Raw genomic sequence first — 20970 nt, 5'->3', positions numbered from 1 at the left:
GCTTTGATGACGACTGCTTTCACACCCTTAGCGGAGCGGATGCGCCCGCAAACGCTGGAAACTTATGTGGGGCAGTCGCATTTACTGGCTAAGGGCAAGCCACTGCGCCGTGCCCTTGAAGAGGGTTATCTGCATTCTATGCTGTTCTGGGGGCCACCCGGAACTGGCAAAACCACTTTAGCACGCTTAATAGCCCATTATTGGCAGGCAGAGTTTTTAACTTTGTCCGCTGTGCTTGCGGGTGTAAAGGAGATTCGTGCAGCGGTTGAAGTTGCACAAAATAATCGTGAGCAATTCGGCAAGGCGACTGTGCTATTTGTTGATGAGGTACATCGCTTCAATAAAGCTCAACAAGACGCTTTTTTGCCACATATTGAATCAGGTGTGCTGATTTTTATTGGCGCCACCACTGAAAACCCTTCCTTTGAACTCAATAATGCGCTGCTTTCGCGGGTGCGTACTTATGTGTTACGCAGTTTAAGTACAGATGATATTCGCGCTATTTTGCAACAAGCTTTGCAGGATCAGGAGCAAGGTTTAGGGGCGCGTGGTTTAAATTTAAGTCCGACTGCGTTAGAGCAATTAGTTTTAATGGCAGATGGCGATGCTCGTCGTGCTCTAGGCTGGCTAGAAATGGCTGCGGACTTGGCAGAAGAAACCGAGCAGGGTTTAGTTATTAGCGATGCCACGGTGCAAGAGGTCGCGAGTGGTTCGTTGCGGCGCTTCGATAAAGGTGGCGATTTATTTTACGAGCAGATTTCAGCTTTACACAAATCAGTACGTGGCACTGATCCTGATGCGGCTTTGTATTGGTTTTGTCGGATGCTGGATGGTGGTTGTGACCCTGTGTATATAGCGCGGCGGATGGTGCGCATGGCTGCAGAAGATATTGGCAATGCCGACCCGCGTGGTTTGCAGCTAGCACTGAATGCTTGGGATGCGTATGAGCGTTTAGGTAGCCCCGAGGGTGAATTGATGCTGGCACAAGCGGTGGTTTATTTAGCCTGTGCGCCGAAAAGTAATGCCACTTATACCGCTTTTAAGCAAGCCATGCAGGATGCCAAGCAGTCAGGGTCTTTGGAAGTGCCGATGCATCTGCGCAATGCTCCTACTAAGCTGATGAAATCACTGGATTATGGCAAAGACTATCGTTATGCCCATGATGAAAAAAACGCTTATGCCACAGGGGAAAACTATTTTCCTGAAGCTCTCAAAGGTCGGCGTTATTACCAACCTGTTGAGCGTGGCTTAGAATTGAAGATTCGCGAAAAGTTAGCGAAATTACGTGGTGAGGCTTAAGCCGTTTGGTAGTTTAAGCTCTGTAATAACTGTTGATGCAACTCCTGACTTGCGGCTGCCAAGACTGTAGTACTGTTTAAATTCAATGGCTTACCCATCAAATCGGTAAACACACCTCCCGCTTCATTCACAATCACTGATAAAGCCGCAACATCTAGTACATTTACATCGGATTCGATGATCATATCCACTTTGCCACTGGCTAATAGGTGGTAATGCAGGAAATCACCATAACCCCGAATGCGCTGGACTTGAGTAATAATTTTACCTAAGCTGTCCCAGCTTGAACTAGCGGCTAAGGAAGCGATATTGCCCAAGGACAAGGCAGCTTGCTTCAACTCAGTATAACCACTGACTTTAATCGCTTGCTGATTGAGATAAGCGCCTTGGCCTTGTTCAGCATAAGCCATTTCACCAAAGGCGGGGGCGTTCGATACGCCTAAAATCAGTTCTGAGCCTTTCATTAAAGCAATTTGCGTGGAAAACATTGGATAGCGGCGCACAAAGCTTTTGGTGCCATCAATCGGGTCAATGAGCCAAGTATATTCCGCATCGGGATTAGTTTTGCCGGTTTCCTCACCAAAGAAGCCATGTTCTGGGAAGCGTTCTAAGATAATCTTCTTAATGGTTTTTTCTGCTTCAACATCAGCAATGGTGACAGGGGATTGGTCAGCTTTGATCTCGACTGCAAATTTGCCGTGATAATAGTGCAGAATAATTTCTTGAGCGGCTTGGGCAGCTTCTAAAGCTGTTTGGAGAAAGGGACTCATAGTTAATTCGTTTTCGTTGAAATTTAGTCAAAAGAGGGCGCCATTCAGCAGGATTCACAGGCGCGAGTCAAGTTTCAATTTAAGAGCTTTTGAATATGTTCATGCATACATTGAGCCGTTTCTGCCCAATTTTGTTCGAGCATAATGGCATGACCCGCATTGACCCAGCTTAAGGGGCAACAATAAGTGCCTGCCGTCCAATGCACTACACTCGCTGGTACTAAGCGATCATGGCGTGCGCCAATCACGGCCAGAGGGGTTTGTTTAATCCGCGACACAAACGGCAAGTTCACATTCATATCCCAAAGCAGGCGCATGGATTCGGGGTTGGTTTGGGTAAACCAAGTTTGTAGATTTTCATCGCTAACCGGATGATAAAACAACACATCACGGGTAAATTGCAGATCAGTTTGCTCCGGTTGGCTGTAAATTCGCGCCATTTTCATTGCTAACAGCGGATTCGTCCATGTGCTAATCATGGAAACGGGCATCATGCCTTGTGGGGGCACGCTACAGGCCAATATAGCGGCAGGGGCGCGATATTCAGATAAATAACGCTGTACCACCATCCCACCCATAGAATGTCCCACCAAGACAGGTTCTTTGCCGGTTTGCGTTTGAATCTGTAGGACAGCTTGGCGTAAATCCTCAACAAAATCAGCTAAACCAATGCGATTAATCGGTTTATCGCTGGGTGAATTGCCATGCCCGCGTAAACTCAAGGCATAAGCTTGATAACCTTGTTCAGCGAACCAGTTCAAGAAATACACATCCCAAATCCAAGCAGCACTTAAAATGCCGTGTACAAATAAAATCGGCTGACCTTGAGGTTGGGTTGAGCGTTGAATGATTTCTAAGTCCATCTTAAATCGTCCGCTGGCTACAAAAGTAGGCTGCAATTCAACAGGAATACCTGTGAGTGTCAAGGGTTTCCCAGCGAGTTGGTAGAATTGAGTTATACTCACGGGCTGAAATAACCAGCACACAGGAGCTATGGATGGAGTATCGCCCATTAGGAAAGACTGATATTAAAGTCAGCAAAATTTGCTTAGGCACTATGACCTTTGGTGAGCAAAACACCGAAGCAGAAGCACATGAACAGCTTGATTATGCCGTCGCACAGGGGATTAACTTTATTGATGCGGCTGAGATGTATCCCGTGCCGATTAATGCCGCTACCCAAGGGCGTACTGAGCAATACCTTGGCACTTGGCTAAAAAAGCGCTCGGATCGTGAGCAAATCATTCTTGCGAGTAAAGTCGCAGGCCCTGGTCGTAAAGAAGCGCTCGGGCATTTACGCGATGGCCCACGTTTAAGCAGAGATCATGTATTACAAGCCTGTGATGCTAGCCTGCAACGTTTACAAACCGATTATATTGACCTCTATCAAGTGCATTGGCCGAGTCGCAGTACCAATTATTTTGGGCAACTAGGTTATCGCTATGGTAAAGATCATCATCCTGAAACGATTGCGGAAACTTTGGGCGCGCTGGGTGAGTTAGTGGCTGCCGGCAAAGTGCGCCAGATTGGCTTATCCAATGAAACCCCTTGGGGCTTAGCGGAGTACTTGAGCTTAGCGAAAGAATTGAATCTGCCCAGAATTGTGACCGTGCAGAACCCTTATAGCCTATTGAATCGTAGCTATGAAGTGGGCTTAGCCGAATTCGCGCATCGTAGTTCAGTTGGTTTATTAGCCTATTCACCATTGGCCTTTGGGGTTTTGAGTGGCAAATATGTGCATGGACAGCGTCCTGAAGGCACACGCCTGACGCGTTGGGGGCAATATTTCACTCGCTATACTTCTGAAAATGCACAAAAAGTCACACAAGCCTATGTCGAATTAGCTCAACAGCATGGCTTAGATCCTGCGCAAATGGCCTTGGCTTATGTGAATTCTCGCCCGTTCTTAACCGCGAATATTATTGGTGCGACCAGCATGGATCAATTGCGCAGTAATATTGCGAGTGCTGAGTTAGTATTATCTGATGAGGTGCTGAAAGGGATTGAAGCGATTCATGACGTGACTCCAAATCCTTGCCCTTAAACGGAGCTGGTAGTGATTCTGTATATTCACGGTTTTCGTTCTTCTTCGTTATCCGCTAAGGCACAAGAAACTAGGCGTTGGTTAGAGGCACAAGGGCGCGGTCAGGAGTGGATTTGTCCTGACTTGCCACCTTATCCGCTCGTGGCTATGCACATGCTAGAAACGATTATTCGCGAATCTAAAGAGCCACCAACACTGATTGGTAGCTCTTTAGGCGGCTTCTATGCAACGGTATTGGTCGCCCGTTATGGCTTAAAAGCGGTGGTGGTAAATCCAGCAGTGCATCCGGGCTTGGTATTGCGTCCTGCTGTGGGCTTAATCACTAGCTTCTATGGCGATGAGCAATACCCGTTTACTGAGCAACATTTGCAAGAACTGCATACGCTGGATTTACCTGCCCCACTCCATCCAGAAAATATTTTATTCATGCAAGAGCGTGGTGATGAGGTATTAGCTTGGCAGGAAGGCTTAGCTTATTATCGCGACTGTCACCAACTGGTATTTGCGGGTGGTGATCATGGCTTCACCCGCTATCGAGCTGTATTGAGTTTAATTGACCATTTTTTAAATAATTAACTTATGACACTTGAACAACTTTTAGAAAAACTACAAACCCAACAAGCACTTAATTTCGCAGATGTCATCGCGACGATTGAAGCGCATTACACTTACACCCCACAAAGCTTCACGAATGGTTTGGGAGAAAGTCGCGTACAGAATCCTGCGGGTACGAATGAAGGCTCCTGTAAAGTATTCGCCTTTGGGAAACTGCAGCAGCTTTCCCCTGAGCAGACTTTGGCTTGTTTCGGTGAGCATTATCGAAACGTGCTAGCCACGCCTGAAGGCACTGATCATGGGAATATTCGTAGTTTCATGCACTATGGTTGGGCGGGGATTGAGTTTTTGGGTACTGAGCCAGCGTTGAGGCTTAAGGCTGAATGAGCTAAAGGCCATGAGAAGATGGCCTTAGTTAAAATTAACTCGCTGTAATCGCCAAACTCTCACTCGGTGCATCTAGTGGCGTGATATTCGTTGCATCAACTTGCATTCGAATCATAGTCGCTTTGCCCACAATTGTTGCAAACGAGGCATCCGCAGCATCTCGTGCGGTAATAATACGCACGAAACTACTCGGTGGCGCCATGCGGGTGGCATCAAAGAAATACCATTTACCACCTAAATAGGCTTCAAAGACTCCGTGAAAATCAGCAGGTGGCTCTAAACCAGGCGCATAGGCGGACACATAGCGTGCTGGAATCCCCAAGGCACGGCATAAAGTGATGCTTAAATGCGCAAAATCACGGCAAACACCAGCGCGTTGCAAGAGGACTTCACTCGCACCGCTAGACGCATTGGTTGTGCCGGGTACATACTCAATATTCTTATACACCCAATCAACTACTGCAGCGACGCGTGCATAACCTGTTGGGATACCTTCGAAGGTCTTATAAGCAAAACGGCCAATACGATCCGATTCACAATAGCGGCTTGGGTTCAAATAAGGTAAAACTTCAGGCGGTAATTGTGTGTAAGGTGTTTCTGGTACTTGACTAGAATCAACCGCAGCCACTTGTAAAGCTACTGTAGCAGCATAATCAAGACTAAATAAACCGGGTTGTGCAGTGACACGAATACTCCGTCCACCTTCTGGACCATAATTAAACGCCTCATAAGGCTGATAAGGATTTAAAATTAAATTCTCTTGCTGGAGGCTTTGATGGGCATTTAAAGCAGGCATGACACTGAAAATAAAAGTCGTGGCTGATTCCAGTTTGTACTCTAACTTGGTGGCAATTTGAATCAGACTCATATGCATTCCTCAGGCTCAATTAACTATGAAATAACAAAACACGAAAGCAATTCATGCGCCAATTAATTGCTGTATAGCCCCTTAGGCTAGTCTATTTCTCCAAAAAATGTGAATGCCGCTATAGAAATTGAGTGATCTCAGTTTGCACAATGTGAGGCTTGGCTTATGATAAGCGCTTCTGTTAGTAAATAAGAAAAATCATATGAAATTCAAATTTGTTCTGTTTGGGGCTATAAGTTTATTGTCTGGTTGCGCAGCAGTGCCCAATGTGGTCGCCCCGCCGAAGATTTCAGTGCAAGATGTGAGCTTGCAAAATCTCTCGTTGACTCAAGGAACTGCGCTGGTAGGTTTGCAAGTGACTAATCCAAATGCTTTCCCGATTCCGTTGGAAGGTATTCAATACAATCTGCGTTTAAATGGAACGCCAGTCGCCAGCGGTGATCAGCGTCAAGCCACTTATCTACAACCGAATCAACCCACGGCGGTGCAAATTCCAGTGCAATTACAACTTGCTACCATCATGCAACTCGCGCCAGTGCTGTGGCAAAGTCGTTCGGTACAATATCAATTGGATGGTGCAGTGCGCCTGCCGTTTATTAGCGTTCCGTTTCAACGACAGGGTGGGATTGGGGTTAACTAGCCAAATCATTGGAGATCCTAGAGGTCTTGACTGCTTTTAGCCTTAGTGCTAAGCCTATCTACTCAAGCTGCCTCAGTGCTTAAACCTGTGGATACGGCTGCTAAAGATTCGAGTTTTTTAGCTTTCCGTATTCAACTTTTGAAAACTATTGAGCGTAAGGATGCCAAAGCTTTATTGGCAGTCATAAAAGCCCAGCACTAGCTCTGTTGAAAAAATTAAGTTATGAAATTCTGCCCATTGAATTCAGTGAAAATGAGCAGTGGGTCACGGTGAAGCTAGATAATGGTAAGAAAGGCTATGTGGCGAGCCAATATATTCGTAGCTCGTTCGATTACCGCGCCTTTTTTGAAAAAAGTAATGGGCGCTGGCAAATGACAGTATTTATCGCCGGTGACTAGATCATCAAGCTGACCCAGAAGCTCACGCTAAGCATCGAGATTAAGGTTGAGAAGACCACAATCTGCGAGCTAGCTTGTTCAAATAAGTCATAACGCATGGCTACGACATGCACTAAAGCGCCTGTCGGCAAGGCGGTCAGGAGCACGGTGGCCACTAGCCACGCAGGATCAGTCACCCCTAAGGCATAAAAAGCGCAATAAGTTAGTGCGGGATGTACCAGCAGCTTAATCGCAATTAACCAGCTCAGCTCACCGAAGCTAGTTTGAATCTGCCGAAACTGGAGACTTGCACCTAAGCAAAACAACGCTACTGGAATCGCAGCAGGCGCGAGCATATCCAAAGTCGTATTAATCACTTTAGGCAGTGTTAAATTAAAGCCCGAAGCCAATAAACCCAAGACAGTTGATAGAAAAATCGGGCTGCGTAGTAAGGATCGATCTAAAGTCGTCCAGATTTGCCTTAAGCTCATGCTGTGTTGGCGTAAAGCTTCAATACACAGTTGCGCACCCCCGATAATTAATAAATTCCCTGCCAGAATAATGCTAATCGTTGCTGCGGATTCCCCTAATAAACTAAAAGTCAGCGGAAGGCCCATGTAGGCATAATTCGCAAATACGCTGTTCAAACCACGCATGACTAACTCAGTTGGCGACTTGCAGTTGAAAAGATAGCGACTCCCTAATACCGCAATAAGAGCAGTTAAAATAATCCCAAGCACGAAAGCAGTTAGTGCAGGCCAATTGAATAAGTTATCTAAAGTTTGCCGACGAGCTGCATTGAACAAAAGTGCGGGCACTGCAAAGTAATACACAAACAGATTCAAGGCTGGCAGCATTTTGACATCAAGAATCGTTCTACGGGCGAGATAGCCTAAGCCAATTAAGGTAAATAAAGGAATAATGGCGAGCAGGCTTTCAGTCACAGTAATACCCGAGGTAGATTTAAAACTCGGCCATTATAGTGAAAGTGGCTTGAAATGCAGTCTTTATCCTAAAACCACAAGCTCTCTTGCCAAGCCAAATTCGGCTTACTGACTTCAGTGGCTACTTGAGTGGCCGTCGTGGGTGGGTTATTTTCAATCCAATAGAGTGGGTTTTCTTGGCTCGTATTTTTTAGAAGATTTTGCAAGATATTGAGGAATTGCTCATTCGGATCAATCAAAAGTGCACTGCTATTTTCAGTCAGTAACTGAATGTCTAAACTACTGGGTTTGTCATTTAAAGCTAAAGGTTTGTGTGGGTGTAGCGCACTGGCAGGGTTGTTAGTGCTTTGCTTTAAGGCTAAGGGTTTATGCTGGTGCAACTGCAAATCAGAATTGAGTGGAGCATCAAGATCCAGTAGCTCAATCAGAGGCTCTGCTTTAGGGTGGTTAAGTGCTAAAGGCTGTTGAGGCTTAATCTCAGTAGGATGGTCTGTGACCTGATTGATTTGTTGCTCAAGCACTTGCCCGATATGCTGATTAAGTACTTGCTGTTCAGCATTGCTATCAGTGTTGGACTGGGGTAGAGATGGCTGCTTACTAGACTTCCCAAAGTCTATGCTAGCAGCATCACTCAAAGGCACACTGCGCGCCGTTTTTAGGTCAATAGCTTTACTAGGAGCTAAAGTGCTAGAGGAAATCATAGAGGACTATCCCAGTTTTTATAATTTGAGTTATTTATTAACTAAATTAATGATTGATGAAAGCTTGCTGGGGATAACTGGATGAATTGTCAAAATGAATGGTGATAAAACTTCTTTTTAGACCCTGCTCAGTTCAATGGCTGAGCAGGATTATAAGTTTTACTTAAGCTAAACGTTTTACTTGAGCTTCAATAATATCGCCATACACAGTGTTATCGTCACCAAAGTACACCATTGAAGAGGCTAATTTACTCGCAAGAATCGCGTATTTGACCTTTTCCGGTAAGCGATCAATCCGCTCTTTAAAAGCTTCGGTTTGAATCAAGGCTGGCATATGCGTAAGCATCGCTTGCTTATAAGCTGACTCGTGTACCAAGTTGGGATTGGCTTGGAAGTAAGCAAACATACGGGCGTAATGAGCATTAATTTCTTGGCTGACCTGCGTGGAAATATCGGTATAGGTGATTTTTCCACCCGCTTCCCGATGCCGCTTAATGACCACCCGTGCTTCTTGCTCGGCCATCCGATTTAAAATCGCGATGACATCACTCACATATTGCTGCTTATGCGCAAGGAACTCTGCTTCACTTAAAGTCAGATTGGCGATAATTTCGTAAGAAGAGGAGATCACCCCGCATTTATTTGCGGAGGCATCGCGCATAATCACCACGCCGCGTTGTTGCAGTACTCGACGTGCATCAGGAGTGATGAAAGAGTTAGCACCTTCCACAATCACACGAGCGCTGGGTTCGCCATTTTCTTTGAAGAACTGATCCACATTATGCATGGCAATCGTTTCAGGGCGGCCACCCGCGGGAATAAATAGATCGGTTTCTACCGTAAAGGCTAGTTGATTGAAAATCTTGTTAAATTCATCGGTGGAAATCCAATCTTCTTCCAAACCTAAGGCGGTTTTCTTCAACTGCTTATACAGGTCGCGCATGCCATCATGCTTTTTCTGGCTGCGATAGATAATGAAAGCACCTTCATGCAAAGCATTAGCATCGAAAGCATCTAAATCAGATTTGAGGATGACTTTACGCAAAGCATCATGATCTAAACCTTCAGGGTCAAAAGCAGCCGCAGTACCATCCACAATCATGCGGATTTGTACCTGCTCACAGCGTTCAAGTAAAAGGCGCATACTATTGCCTGCCACATCACCGTTTGGCCCACCAGTAATTTTGATACTGAACGGGTCTTTATGCATATCAATGCTGAGCGTTTCTTGCATGGTGACTTCAGCGAAACGAATCACCCCGATGGACGTGACTCCGTATTCTTTATGATTAATCCCCACTTGTTTGCTGGACATGATACCCGCACCGAGTAAATAACCACGTTGCACGGCTAATTGAGCGATTAACTCAATCATGACATCATGCATATTTTCATCGGGGCCAAGTTCAATCGGTTCGTCCTCACCGTAGTAATCCACCACACGCGGGTCTTTGGTTTTACCGTTCTCAGTTACATATAAGTCTAGGAAGGCATTGGTGAAACCGTATTGCAGTTTATATAAGTATTGCAGGACAGTGGCTTGTGGTGTACCGGGGCGAGTATTGAGGATAGAAACCATCTTCGAGCCACCCTCATAAATATCCTTATTCTTCAGATGCTGCGTGTGGGCGAGCACATAGTTTTCGCGGAAGAGGGTGTTAGCGCTATTGGTATAGTCGTCATGGCCTTGAGTCATCAAGGTACGCCAGCCACCACGCGCAATATCGAAGAAGCCAATATGATAACCCGAACCACTGCGACCGGCGAAGAAGGTAATCCGGAACGGACGTTCTTTAGGTAAATCAGAAGTAAAATCTTCCCCTAGCTCTTCTAAATAAGCAGGGTCAAGGCGGAAAGCGAGCGCGTGCTTTTCATCCACGAAGAAATTGGTTTTTAAGCAGTGGGTAATAAAACTCATTGCACAGCGGAAAATAACGCGGCGCGTTTCATCTAAGAAGCGGCGACCCGTATTGAAGTTATCAATTTTATTCTTGGTTGCTTGCAATAGCTCTGCATAGACCTGCTCACGATTTGCGAGATTCGGTTTGAAGCGTACATGGAAAAGCTGCACTAATTGCTGGCTGAGTTCCGGTTGGGCAATGAAAGCGCGCTGCACAACTTCCGGATCGAATTGATCGGGTTTATTGTGCGCGAGATTGGTATGGCAGAAGGTAATCAGCGCTTTAATTAAAGTTGCATCCGTACCGCTCATAATGCCGGTCGCGACTAGCTCATTAAAGCTGGTGGAGTCTGAAGAAATGATCTGTGTGTTATACAGCTCATCCTGTAAGGCTTGGAAAAGCTCATTACCATTTTCCAGTACTGCACCATTGCGTGGTTGGACATAAAAAGTGGCTAAGAAGGTAGGGAAAGTGCCATTACTTAAAGTAATGGTATAAGTCCGTTTTACCCCAATTTTTAAGCGCTTAAAGACTTCAAACACTTGTAATAAGAAATCGCGCTGTGGCGGGTTACTGACCCCAAACAGTACGCGATTGGTTTCACCATTGACGGCATTATCAATCGGGTCAATATCTAAGTGGATACCACCATGAGCTTGGGTTTTTTGATAGAGATCCAGTACCCGTGCTAAGCGTTCAGGATGGGAGACATTCACATAATCGGGATTGTTAATCCATAACAGTTTAACCAGTCGATCAGTTTGGCTGGTATCAAAATCGGGCGCGTGAACTCGTAGATTATCTTCAATATTTTCTTTAATACCGGCGGGCGGCTGTTGATCATCCGCAGCTAAAGCAGCGGCTACTTCCGCATCAGACATAGCACTATAGTCAAAGCGCAAAACTTCTAAGAAATAATCACTATTCGGTAAGCGTAATAAGGACGTATTGATTTCAGAATAGGATAAATTGTCGCGTTTGGGCAGAGAGCTGAGCGTATTATAAATCGAGTTAGGCACACCATTTTGGGCGATTAACATGCGTTCAGGACGATCAGCGAGCCGAATATAAGGTAGGCGGTGAATACGATAGAGTGATTCGACTAAAACGGCTAAAGCGTCGGGTTCGGCACGGTTGAAGCTGAAAAAGAATGGATGCATGGCTTGTTGTAGCCACCCCAAATTACTATCCATCCGACTGCAACTTTCTTGAATGGTTGCCTGAACTTGGTCAATAACTTGCTGTCCCGGATCTTTGTCCATGGTGACTCCTCCTGTGTGTTGTGATGCTTTGTTTTTTTCTAAACATACGCCTATTTAGTGCCTAATGGCAGGCTTATACTGATTTAATTCTGCTTAAAGTTGATTCTTTATTGTTTGTTTAATTGGCGAGGACTCCCATGAAGTCACCGATTTACCGAGCTTTTCGTGCTGCGCTGCTACATTTTTTAGATGACCCTGCGAATGAGCTTGAGCCTTTACATACGCAATATTTTCCTGACGGAATCTTATTAATTAAGGATGGCTATGTAGAAAACATTGGGGCGGCGACTGAATTAGTAAATAGCCTCCCTGCAGATTGTGAGCTGATTCATTATCCTGAGCAGTTAATTATTCCCGGTTTAATCGACACGCATATTCACTATCCGCAAACCGATATGATTGCCGCTTATGGTGAGCAACTCCTGCAATGGCTAGAAACTTATACTTTTCCCACTGAGCGCCAATTTGCAGATAAACAGCATGCCCGTGAAGTTGCTGAGTTCTTTTTAGATGAGTTACTCCGCAATGGTACAACCACTGCTTTAGTGTTCGGCACAGTACACCCTGAATCAGTAGATGCCTTCTTTGAAGCGGCTGAAGCGCGGAATATGCGGATGATTGCAGGCAAGGTGTTAATGGATCGGAATTGTCCTGCTTATCTACAAGACACCCCCGACACTGCTTATACCGAGAGCAAAGCTTTAATCGAAAAATGGCATGGACGCGGGCGTTTATCTTATGCGGTCACACCACGTTTTGCGCCCACTTCAAGTCGGGAACAATTAGGCAAAGCGGGCGAGCTGCTAGCAGAATATCCAGATGTGTATCTACACACGCATGTGGCGGAAAATCGTGACGAAGTGGCTTGGGTCGCGGATTTATTTCCAGAAAGCCGCAGTTATCTAGAGGTGTATCAACAGTATGGTTTACTACGCCCACGAGCTGTTTTAGCTCATTGCATTCATTTAGATGCTGAGGATCGGGCGTGTATGGCTAGCACTGGATCGGCCGCAGCTTTTTGCCCCTCTTCTAATTTATTTATTGGCAGCGGTTTATTCGATCTACATTTAACCAAAGCAAGCGGTGTACGGGTCGGCTTGGGTTCGGATGTAGGCGGCGGAAATTATTTCAGCTTACTGCGTGGGATTAATGATGCTTACAAAGTTACCCAGCTACTCAGTAAAAAACTCTCAGCTTTTCAAGCCTTGTATTTAGCCACCTTAGGTGGAGCCAAGGCACTTTATCTGGACGATAAAATAGGTAATTTTGCAGTGGGAAAAGAGGCTGATTTTGTGGTCTTAAATTTTAAAGCGACTCCTTTACTAGAGCGGCGCTTACAACATTGCCAAAGTTTGCACGATACGTTGTTTGCGCTTTTAATGCTGAGTGATGACCGTTCAGTGACTGCAAGTTATGTGATGGGACAAGCTGCTTTATAATTGACTTCACCCCAATGTGAAAAGGATTTGAACTCATGCGTGCCCTGCGTATTTGTTTGCTGAGTTTATTATTGATCAGTGTCTCTAGTTTTGCTGAATCCCCTAAGTCCACTGAGTTGACTTGGGAGCAGGTCAGTGATGCCATGCCCGAACAGTTGCCTACTCGTTTTGGCCAACTTAGCTTAAAAAGTAGCGGCGATAGTATCGGTAAGAATGAGCTGCTATTGGATGGAAAAATCTTATATAAGGGGGATGAATATACCTACACTCGTCTGTATAAAGTTTTTCAGCGCAGTGACTCAGATGTGGTGCTGATCGGAAGTAACTGTGGGGGGAGTGGTTGCAGTTCTGATGCTTTGATTTTGGCCATTTTGAAAAAAGACACCCCTCCTAAACTCATTGAGGATCCTTTTCTAGATTCCTATCCGCATGAAATTAAATTTCACCAAGCGGGTGATGTACTCAGTTTTAGCCTCGGTTATGCCGAAGCGAAATTAAAAATTGCCGTGTTAAATGCAGATAATAATTTGCAAACCCGCTTAGAAGTTCAGCCTCCGCAAGCTTTGAGTGAAGAAAATTGCAAATGGCTGTATGAAGATGTGTTAGAAGCTTGTGTAGATTCTCGCCGAGAGGATGCAAATTGTGCTAATCCGATAGCGACGTTCACCGGTGTTTTTATGCGCGGTGTGAATGCGATTGCGGACTATCCAGGTTACGATGCTCAAGGCTTTGCTAATCAATGCCGCCAAGCTTGTTTGACAGGTAAATCGCCTAAGTATGCAAGTTTTGGAGTCGCTGCTTGTTCTAAACCCAAAACTGCCGATACGCCTGATACACCTAGTTCTCCTATTGAACCCACTGCTCCCAAAAATACTCAAGTACCTGTCAGCAGTGCTTTAACTAAAGGCTGCGAAGCGGTTTTAAATCGAGGTGAAGCCGTTTGGCCTTGCTTACAAGCCAATTTACTGATTGAACGCAAGCGTTTGAATAAAGCCTATAAAACTTTATTCGATAGCATGCTGCCTCCTGCCCAAACTGAGTTTGAGGCTAAGCAAAAAGCGTGGCTGACGGAGCGGGATAATGCTTGTGGAAAATTACTCAGTGATACTTCTGTCGCCGATTCGGTACAGCGCGCCCCTTGTGTTTATCACTTTATCGTCAAGCGTGCGGATGAATTAGAGTCACTTGTTAAAAAACTCCCAGCCTCCCAAACCTCAAGCACTAAACCTGAAAAAGAACTTTGGTATCAAGCCACAGCTAAACCGTTTCTGCTTGTGCGGGATCAACCTGAAGTGACGGCTAAGAAGCTCGGCACTGTCCCTGAAGGTGGCAAAGTCAAAGTGCTAGAAGCTAATGTGAAAGAGGATTTTATTAGCGGACGCAAAGGTGCTTGGGTGAAGATTGAATGGTTGGATAAGACGGGCTATGTGTTTGATGGGTTTTTGGAGAGGTTATAGTTGTAAAGTAAAGTTGATTTTTGATAAAAATAAAAGAAATTCAATTGTTTAGTTAAACTGTAAAAAATGGTATATTCAAAAAGCTTAAGTAAAAAAGTGAGGATAAACTTAACATTATACAGACTAGGCTTACACTTGAAAAAACTATTTTTGACTTCTATAGGATTACCTATCAATGAAGTAAAAAAACTCTTCCAACTGAGATTTACTTCCACTGAGTTAGAAAATAAGTTTCTCGAGTATGAGGGGGGCAATCGCCTGATTGGTATTCGTGCAGCTATTACAATTCTTATCGTACTAATCATGCTCTTCTCTAGATTTGATTTTGAATATGGTGGCAGTCGGTGGTATATCACCTTCTTGATCCGTTTGCTTGGCCCAGTTACGATTCTAATTATTTGGTTTGCGATAAGCTATTCATCACTTTATCAGCGTAATGCAAGACTCTATGATTTTTTGTTTGCTACAGCTGCGATGAGCCTAACTGTTTTTCTATCTTTTTCTTTAGGGTATTTATTTGAAGTACCCTTTGTTGATTGGAGTTTTCCTTTTCTAGCAAACAGTATGCTTATCGTGTTTTATACAGGTTTACTGCTAATTATTTCATTTTTTTACTTTGCTTTATTTTTATTGCTGATCTCACTAACCTTTGAATTTTGCCTTTTACAATTAACTGCTGATCAAGCAGCAATTACAGAAATAAATCAGAACTTTGGAGCCACTATTGTGATGGCCTTAGTAGCAAACCGCGGTTTGGAAAAATTACGACGGGTAGTTTTTCAACGCAATTTTATGATTATGGCGGAAAGGGAACGTGCGAATGCTCTACTTTATGATTTAGTTCCTGAATCGGTAGCACATCGTTTAAAAAATGGTGAGGTGGTGGCGGATGAGCATCATAATCTCGTTGTTATTTTTATAGATATTGTTGGCTTTACCCAGTTTTCTGCCCATGCACGTACTGATCTTATGTTGGATACCTTGAAAGCAATTTTTACCTCCATAGATAACTGTGCGTCTAAACATAAGATTGAGAAAGTTAAAACTATTGGTGATGGTTATATGGCTGTTTCACACCACACATCCTTAGCAACTGAAGAGTTTGAGAATGTCTATGCCGCTGCGGATTTTTGCTTGGAGGTCATTGATCTGAGCAAGAAAATATTCGCTGAAATGGATTCACCACTTAGCCTAAGAGTTGGCTTGCATATGGGGTCAGCCTTTGGCGGTGTTTTGGGTACTAACCGCCCTTTTTACGACTATTGGGGGACTACGATCAATATTGCAGCCCATTTAGAGAAGCAAAGTGAGCCGAATAAAATCTCCGTTTCAACGGTAGTGAGGGATTTACTCATCGATCGATGCAAGTTTATTGATCGTGGACAAGTTGCTTGCAAAGGGATTGGTTTCACTCAAGTATGGTTTCTTGAAAGAAAACGTCAATAAAAGCAAGGCATACTTAATCATTAAGTGTCTAGAGAGTTATCTCCCCCATCAACTTCACCACCCATTCTTCCCGTTCTTCCACCGTCGCCAATTCCACTTCAAAGCGCAACTTATCCTGCCCATCCAGTTTAAACATCCAAGGCCGCTTTTGAATCAGTTGAATAACTTTCATTGGATCGATATTCGGCTTGGTATCGAAAATAATCCGCCCACCCTTAGCGGTCATATCGAGTTTGCGCACGCCTAAATCTTGAGCGATTAGTTTGACATGGGTTACGCTAAAGAGTGTTTTAACAGGTTCGGGTAATAAGCCAAAGCGGTCAATCATTTCCACTCTTAATTCATCTAAGGCTGCTTGATTGGCGGCGCTCGCGATACGTTTGTAGAGAATCAAGCGGCTATGCACATCGGGCAAATAGTCATCTGGAATTAAAGCTGGAGCGCCCAATTCAACCGTCGTGCGGCTTTGGGAGCGTGGATCAAGAGCTGGGGTTTTGCCAGATTTTAAGGCCTTAACCGCACGCTCTAATAAATCATTGTAAAGATTAAAACCAATTTCCTGAATTTGCCCGCTTTGATCTTCCCCAAGTAATTCACCCGCCCCGCGAATTTCTAAATCATGCGTGGCAAGGGTAAAGCCCACACCTAATTCCTCTAAAGATTCAATCGCTTCCAAACGCTTGACTGCATCTTGAGTGAGAAGTTTTTTCGGTGGGGTGATCAAATACGCATAAGCACGATGATGCGAGCGTCCAACGCGACCACGTAGTTGATGCAGTTGCGCTAAACCTAACTTATCGGCGCGATTGATAATAATGGTATTGGCGCTAGGAACGTCGATCCCGCTTTCAATAATGGTGGTCGCGACTAGAATCTGGAAGCGCTGGTGATAGAAGTCACTCATAATGCTTTCGAGTTCACGTTCACGCATTTGCCCATGCGCAAAACGTACTTCTACATTAGGTAACAATTCGCTGAGTTCTTCAGTGATGCGCCCGATGGTTTTGACTTCATTATGCAGAACATAAGCTTGACCACCCCGCGCTAACTCACGCGCACAGGCTTCTTGGATGGTTGTTTTGTTCCATTCGGTGACAAAAGTCTTGATGGCATGACGTTGAGTCGGTGGGGTCGCAATAATGGATAAATCACGCAAATTGGACAGTGACATATTTAAAGTACGTGGAATTGGCGTCGCAGTCATCGTGAGCATATCGACATTGGCCCGCAGCTTTTTCATCTGCTCTTTATCACGTACCCCGAAACGATGCTCCTCATCAATGATGACTAAGCCTAAGTTTTTAAAAACCACATCATCTTGTAAGAGCTTGTGTGTGCCAATCACAATATCAATCGTACCAGCCGCTAAGGCCTCTAAAGCTTTAGAGCTTTCCTTGCCCGTTTTAAAGCGCGATAAAGATTCAATCCGAAATGGCCAGTCGGCGAAGCGATCACGGAAATTGTTTAAATGTTGTTCTACGAGCAAAGTAGTCGGCGCGATCATTGCGACCTGCTTGCCTGCATTAGCAGCCACAAAAGCAGCACGCATCGCGACTTCAGTTTTACCGAAGCCGACGTCGCCACAAACCACTCGATCCATCGGTTGCGCTGAGCGCATATCCTTGATGACGTTTTCAATCGCCAGGGCTTGATCGGGGGTTTCTTCAAAGGGAAAAGCACCCGCAAAAAGCCGGTAGTCATTTTCATCAAAGGGGAAGCTATGGCCTTGTTGGGCAGCACGACGGGCGTGAATATCTAAAAGTTCAGCAGCGACATCGCGCGCCTTTTCCGCTGCTTTGCTACGCGCTTTTTCCCATTGGTCGGTGCCTAGTTTATGCAAAGGCGCATGATCAGGGTCAGAGCCTGTATAGCGACTCACCAAATGCAAGGAGGCTACGGGTACATACAGTCGATCTTTATTCGCATATTCGATCAACAAGTACTCAGCTTCCACTCCACCGGTCGTGACCATCTGTAAGCCTAGATAGCGTCCCACCCCATGCTCTTCATGGACAACGGGGGAGCCTTCACTTAGGTCGGTAAGGTTACGAATAATCGCATCAGCATCGCGTGTGGCCTTTTTGCGGCGGCGTTGCTGTTGAATCTGTACGCCATGTAATAAGTTTTCTGGAATAACGGCAAGACGCGCATCCGGTAGCCAAAAACCTTGCTCCAGCGGTGCTACCGTAACCGCCATTTCCGCTTTGCTAGTGACAAAAGCCTGCCAAGTTTCTAAGGTTTGTACGGAAATAGTCTGGTCACGTAATAGCTCAATTAAAGCTTCACGCCTGCCTGCGGATTCCGCGGTAAATAATACGCGTCCTTTTAAATCTTTCAGAAATTGCAGCAACAGAAATAAAGGTTGCTCATGGCGTGGATGAATTAATAAGGAGGGCAGGGTAGCCGTATTATAATTTTGCCCTTCACCTTCTAATTTAAAGCTCTGCACTTCAATGCTGCGATATTCACGCAGAAAGCTTTTGAGTATTTCAGCATTGAGAAATAATTTATCTGGGGCTAATAACGGGCGTTCAATATCATGGCGACGCTGTTCATAACGGTTTTGGAGTGATTGCCAAAATTGGTCAACCGCGGTGGGAATGCCATCTTCAAGAATCAGCAGCGTTTTAGCTGGTAAATAGTCAAATAAAGTTGCCGTGCTTTCGAAAAATAGGGGTAGATAATATTCAATGCCAGCAGGTGGTTTGCCGTGGCTCACTGCTTCATAAATTCGACTACGCTGTAATTCACCGTCTACTTGTTGACGATAATTCGTGCGGAATAATTTAATGCCCGCTTCGTCTAATGGAAATTCGCGAGCAGGTAGTAATTCAACTGCTTTAAAATTATCTTCAGTGCGCTGGGTTTCCGTGGAGAAGCTACGGATTGAATCAATTTCATCATCAAATAAATCAATCCGATAAGGAATCGTGCTACCCATTGGAAAGAGGTCAACCAAAGCGCCACGGGTTGCATATTCACCATGCTGCATGACTTGACTAACATTTTGATAGCCGGCTTTATCTAAATGCTTACGGAAGCTAGCGATTTCTAATTTCATGCCTGCTGTTAATAACAGGCTATGGCCTTGCACATAGTTAAGCGGTGCTAGGCGCTGCATTAAGGTTGCGACCGGTACAATTAAAATGCCTTGCTGCAAGGTGGGCAGGCGCGCCAGAATTTTTAAGCGTTCAGAAATAATATCTTCATGTGGCGAGAAAATGTCGTAGGGCAGGGTTTCCCAGTCCGGAAAAATATGCACAGGTAAGTCGGGGGCGAAAAAGCGTAGGGCTTCTTCCATCCGATAAGCATGATGTGTATCACTCGTGACCAGCAGGACTAAACCTTTAAATTCACTCGCAGTTTGTGCAATAAGTGCTTCGGCGGCATTTCCATAGAGTTGTCCCCAACGAATACTACCTTGCTTAGGTGGAGGATAAACTGCTTGTAAACTTTGTAGAGACGAGGCTGTGCTTGCTACGGCCATAATACGCTTGTGGGGTAATCGAAAACGCGGGTATTGTACCTGAAACTAGCAATAGCTTGCATATCAGCAGCTATTGCTAGTGAGATTGAAGCGAAAGTAAGGTTTTAATTAACGAGTAACAATTTTCTGTGGAACGCTACTAAAAGTATTGATTCGTTGTTTTAAGGTATCAAGTTGTTCACGTGTTAATAGTTCCATGACGGAGTCGCGTGACTCAATCGCATGTTTCTGCCCTTGTGCTGCAGCGAGTGAAAGCCAATAAGCGGCTTCCATCAAGTTTTTCTCCACCCCTACCCCGTTTGCTAGATAAGCACCAAGGCCATATTGGGCTAAGGGATGATTCGATTGGGCTGCTTTCTTAATCCATTGCACGGATTTCTCATGGCTCATTTCTACACCTTGCCCTTTAGCGAACATCAAGGACAATTGGTATTGAGCTTCAGGGTAGCCATTTTCGGCTGCATCTAAATACAACTGATAGGCTTTGGCGTAGTCAATCCCTAAAAATTTACCCGTGGTAAGCATATTGCCCAACATGGTTTGGGCCGCCGGATTCCCACTTTTAGCCGAGTTTTTAATTAACTCAATTCCTTTAGCGGTATCTTGTGCTGTGCCTGAGCCAAATAAGTATTTATTGCCTAAATTGAACTGTGCACCCGCTTCACCTTGGGTCGCAGCCTTTTGATACCATTCAATGGCTAGCTTCATGTCTTGATCAACACCAGTGCCTTGCTCATACATTAGGCCAGTATTGAATTGTGCTGCAGCATCACCCTGTTGAGCAGCTTTTTGGAACCAATTGAAAGCTTGCTGATAATCAGGTTTGACCCCTTCACCTTGTAGGTAACGCACACCTAAAATGTATTCAGAACCACGATGCCCATTGTTGGCGGCTTTAGTTAACCAAGAAAGGCTAGATGTGGCTAGGTCTGGATTAGTTTTTGCTTCTTTTTCTAGGAGCATCGCAAGGCTGTATTGAGCTTCACCATCCTCTTGTTTAGCGGCTTGCTCTAGCCAGAAAAGGCCTTTTTTAGGGTTATAAGTAGGAGTATTTTCACGCAGGAGTAAGGCACTCAGATTAAATTGTGATTCTAAATGCCCCTGTTTAGCGGCCTTCTCGTAGAAGTCAGCTGCCTTAAAATAATCACGTTCAACCTCATCAATCCCATATTCATAATAAAACCCTAGTTGATAGAGTGCTTGGGGGTATTGTTGTGCTGCTGCTAGTTTCAACCATTTTAGCCCAGTGGAGAAATCAGCTTTGGTATTTTGTCCTTCAATAAGGTCAATGGCGGTTTTAAATTGCTCGACTGGGTTGTATAGTGACCCTAGTTCTGGTGTGTTGTTAGCTTTGGCAGAGTGCATAGCCAAGGCACTCATGCAGGCAAAGCCT

At 44.9% G+C, this 20970-nt stretch carries 18 protein-coding genes; 10 read left to right on the top strand and 8 right to left on the bottom strand.

Features of this window, described 5'->3' with window-relative positions; all coding sequences use genetic code 11:
- Positions 1 to 6 precede the first annotated feature (6 nt).
- Positions 7 to 1299 (top strand): replication-associated recombination protein A, encoded by a 1293-nt coding sequence (locus tag Q0230_RS08375; RefSeq protein WP_298609455.1) that lies wholly within the window; start codon positions 7 to 9, stop codon positions 1297 to 1299.
- Here Q0230_RS08375 and Q0230_RS08370 read toward each other — a convergent pair.
- Entirely contained in the window at positions 1296 to 2069 is a 774-nt protein-coding gene (locus Q0230_RS08370; protein WP_298609454.1) for an inositol monophosphatase family protein, read from the bottom strand. The genes Q0230_RS08375 and Q0230_RS08370 overlap by 4 nt on opposite strands.
- A gap of 74 nt (positions 2070 to 2143) precedes the next feature.
- The gene (locus Q0230_RS08365) at positions 2144 to 3034 is read right to left on the bottom strand and encodes an alpha/beta hydrolase (RefSeq protein WP_298609453.1); all 891 of its coding nucleotides are present in this window, start codon (positions 3032 to 3034) and stop codon (positions 2144 to 2146) included.
- Between the two features lie 32 nt (positions 3035 to 3066).
- On the opposite strand from Q0230_RS08365, the gene Q0230_RS08360 reads away from it, so the two are divergent.
- Genes Q0230_RS08360 through Q0230_RS08350 form a run of 3 tightly spaced genes read left to right on the top strand, consistent with a single transcriptional unit; the run spans position 3067 to position 5055 of the window.
- Positions 3067 to 4113, top strand: coding sequence for an NADP(H)-dependent aldo-keto reductase (locus Q0230_RS08360; protein ID WP_298609452.1), 1047 nt, complete (start codon positions 3067 to 3069; stop codon positions 4111 to 4113).
- Positions 4114 to 4125: 12 nt separating this feature from the next.
- The gene (locus Q0230_RS08355; RefSeq protein WP_298609451.1) at positions 4126 to 4689 is read left to right on the top strand and encodes a YqiA/YcfP family alpha/beta fold hydrolase; all 564 of its coding nucleotides are present in this window, start codon (positions 4126 to 4128) and stop codon (positions 4687 to 4689) included.
- Positions 4690 to 4692: 3 nt separating this feature from the next.
- A complete protein-coding gene (locus Q0230_RS08350) occupies positions 4693 to 5055 on the top strand; it encodes a HopJ type III effector protein (RefSeq protein WP_298609450.1) in 363 nt (120 codons plus the stop codon).
- A gap of 34 nt (positions 5056 to 5089) precedes the next feature.
- Here the strand turns inward: Q0230_RS08350 and Q0230_RS08345 are convergent, their stop codons facing one another.
- Positions 5090 to 5923, bottom strand: coding sequence for a transglutaminase family protein (locus Q0230_RS08345; RefSeq protein ID WP_298609449.1), 834 nt, complete (start codon positions 5921 to 5923; stop codon positions 5090 to 5092).
- Positions 5924 to 6125: 202 nt separating this feature from the next.
- Here Q0230_RS08345 and Q0230_RS08340 point away from each other — a divergent pair, with 202 nt between their 5' ends.
- The 3 genes from Q0230_RS08340 (at position 6126) to Q0230_RS08330 (ending at position 6961) form a co-directional block, all read left to right on the top strand.
- Positions 6126 to 6563 carry an LEA type 2 family protein gene (locus tag Q0230_RS08340; protein WP_298609448.1) on the top strand — a complete coding sequence of 146 codons (438 nt, stop codon included), beginning with the start codon at positions 6126 to 6128 and terminating at the stop codon, positions 6561 to 6563.
- Positions 6564 to 6638: 75 nt separating this feature from the next.
- Positions 6639 to 6764, top strand: coding sequence for a hypothetical protein (locus Q0230_RS08335; RefSeq protein WP_298609447.1), 126 nt, complete (start codon positions 6639 to 6641; stop codon positions 6762 to 6764).
- A 5-nt stretch (positions 6765 to 6769) separates the two neighbouring features.
- Complete coding sequence (locus Q0230_RS08330) at positions 6770 to 6961, top strand: hypothetical protein (RefSeq protein WP_298609446.1); 192 nt, start codon at positions 6770 to 6772, stop codon at positions 6959 to 6961.
- Here Q0230_RS08330 and Q0230_RS08325 read toward each other — a convergent pair.
- The 3 genes from Q0230_RS08325 to Q0230_RS08315 all read right to left on the bottom strand — a co-directional run bounded on the left by Q0230_RS08325 (position 6958) and on the right by Q0230_RS08315 (position 11748).
- Positions 6958 to 7884, bottom strand: coding sequence for an AEC family transporter (locus Q0230_RS08325; protein ID WP_298609445.1), 927 nt, complete (start codon positions 7882 to 7884; stop codon positions 6958 to 6960). The two genes, Q0230_RS08330 and Q0230_RS08325, sit on opposite strands and share 4 nt — an antisense overlap.
- Positions 7885 to 7952: 68 nt before the next feature.
- Positions 7953 to 8585: a hypothetical protein gene (locus Q0230_RS08320; RefSeq protein WP_298609444.1), complete on the bottom strand. Its 633-nt coding sequence runs from the start codon at positions 8583 to 8585 to the stop codon at positions 7953 to 7955.
- A gap of 163 nt (positions 8586 to 8748) precedes the next feature.
- Complete coding sequence (locus Q0230_RS08315; protein ID WP_298609443.1) at positions 8749 to 11748, bottom strand: NAD-glutamate dehydrogenase domain-containing protein; 3000 nt, start codon at positions 11746 to 11748, stop codon at positions 8749 to 8751.
- Positions 11749 to 11885: 137 nt separating this feature from the next.
- On the opposite strand from Q0230_RS08315, the gene guaD reads away from it, so the two are divergent.
- The 3 genes from guaD to Q0230_RS08300 all read left to right on the top strand — a co-directional run bounded on the left by guaD (position 11886) and on the right by Q0230_RS08300 (position 16090).
- Positions 11886 to 13187, top strand: coding sequence for a guanine deaminase (guaD, locus tag Q0230_RS08310; RefSeq protein WP_298609442.1), 1302 nt, complete (start codon positions 11886 to 11888; stop codon positions 13185 to 13187).
- A 35-nt stretch (positions 13188 to 13222) separates the two neighbouring features.
- Positions 13223 to 14644, top strand: a complete 1422-nt coding sequence (locus tag Q0230_RS08305; RefSeq protein ID WP_298609441.1) for a lysozyme inhibitor LprI family protein — start codon at positions 13223 to 13225, stop codon at positions 14642 to 14644.
- 135 nt (positions 14645 to 14779) lie between these two features.
- The gene (locus Q0230_RS08300; RefSeq protein WP_298609440.1) at positions 14780 to 16090 is read left to right on the top strand and encodes an adenylate/guanylate cyclase domain-containing protein; all 1311 of its coding nucleotides are present in this window, start codon (positions 14780 to 14782) and stop codon (positions 16088 to 16090) included.
- A gap of 28 nt (positions 16091 to 16118) precedes the next feature.
- Here the strand turns inward: Q0230_RS08300 and mfd are convergent, their stop codons facing one another.
- A complete protein-coding gene (gene mfd, locus Q0230_RS08295) occupies positions 16119 to 19577 on the bottom strand; it encodes a transcription-repair coupling factor (RefSeq protein ID WP_298609439.1) in 3459 nt (1152 codons plus the stop codon).
- 108 nt (positions 19578 to 19685) lie between these two features.
- Positions 19686 to 20957, bottom strand: a complete 1272-nt coding sequence (locus Q0230_RS08290) for a tetratricopeptide repeat protein (protein ID WP_298609438.1) — start codon at positions 20955 to 20957, stop codon at positions 19686 to 19688.
- Positions 20958 to 20970 lie beyond the last annotated feature (13 nt).

This window comes from uncultured Thiothrix sp. (assembly GCF_937876535.1).
Taxonomy (GTDB): Bacteria; Pseudomonadota; Gammaproteobacteria; order Thiotrichales; family Thiotrichaceae; genus Thiolinea.
Note: the sequence above shows the minus strand (reverse complement) of the source record. Positions and strands in the feature narration are given on the sequence as shown.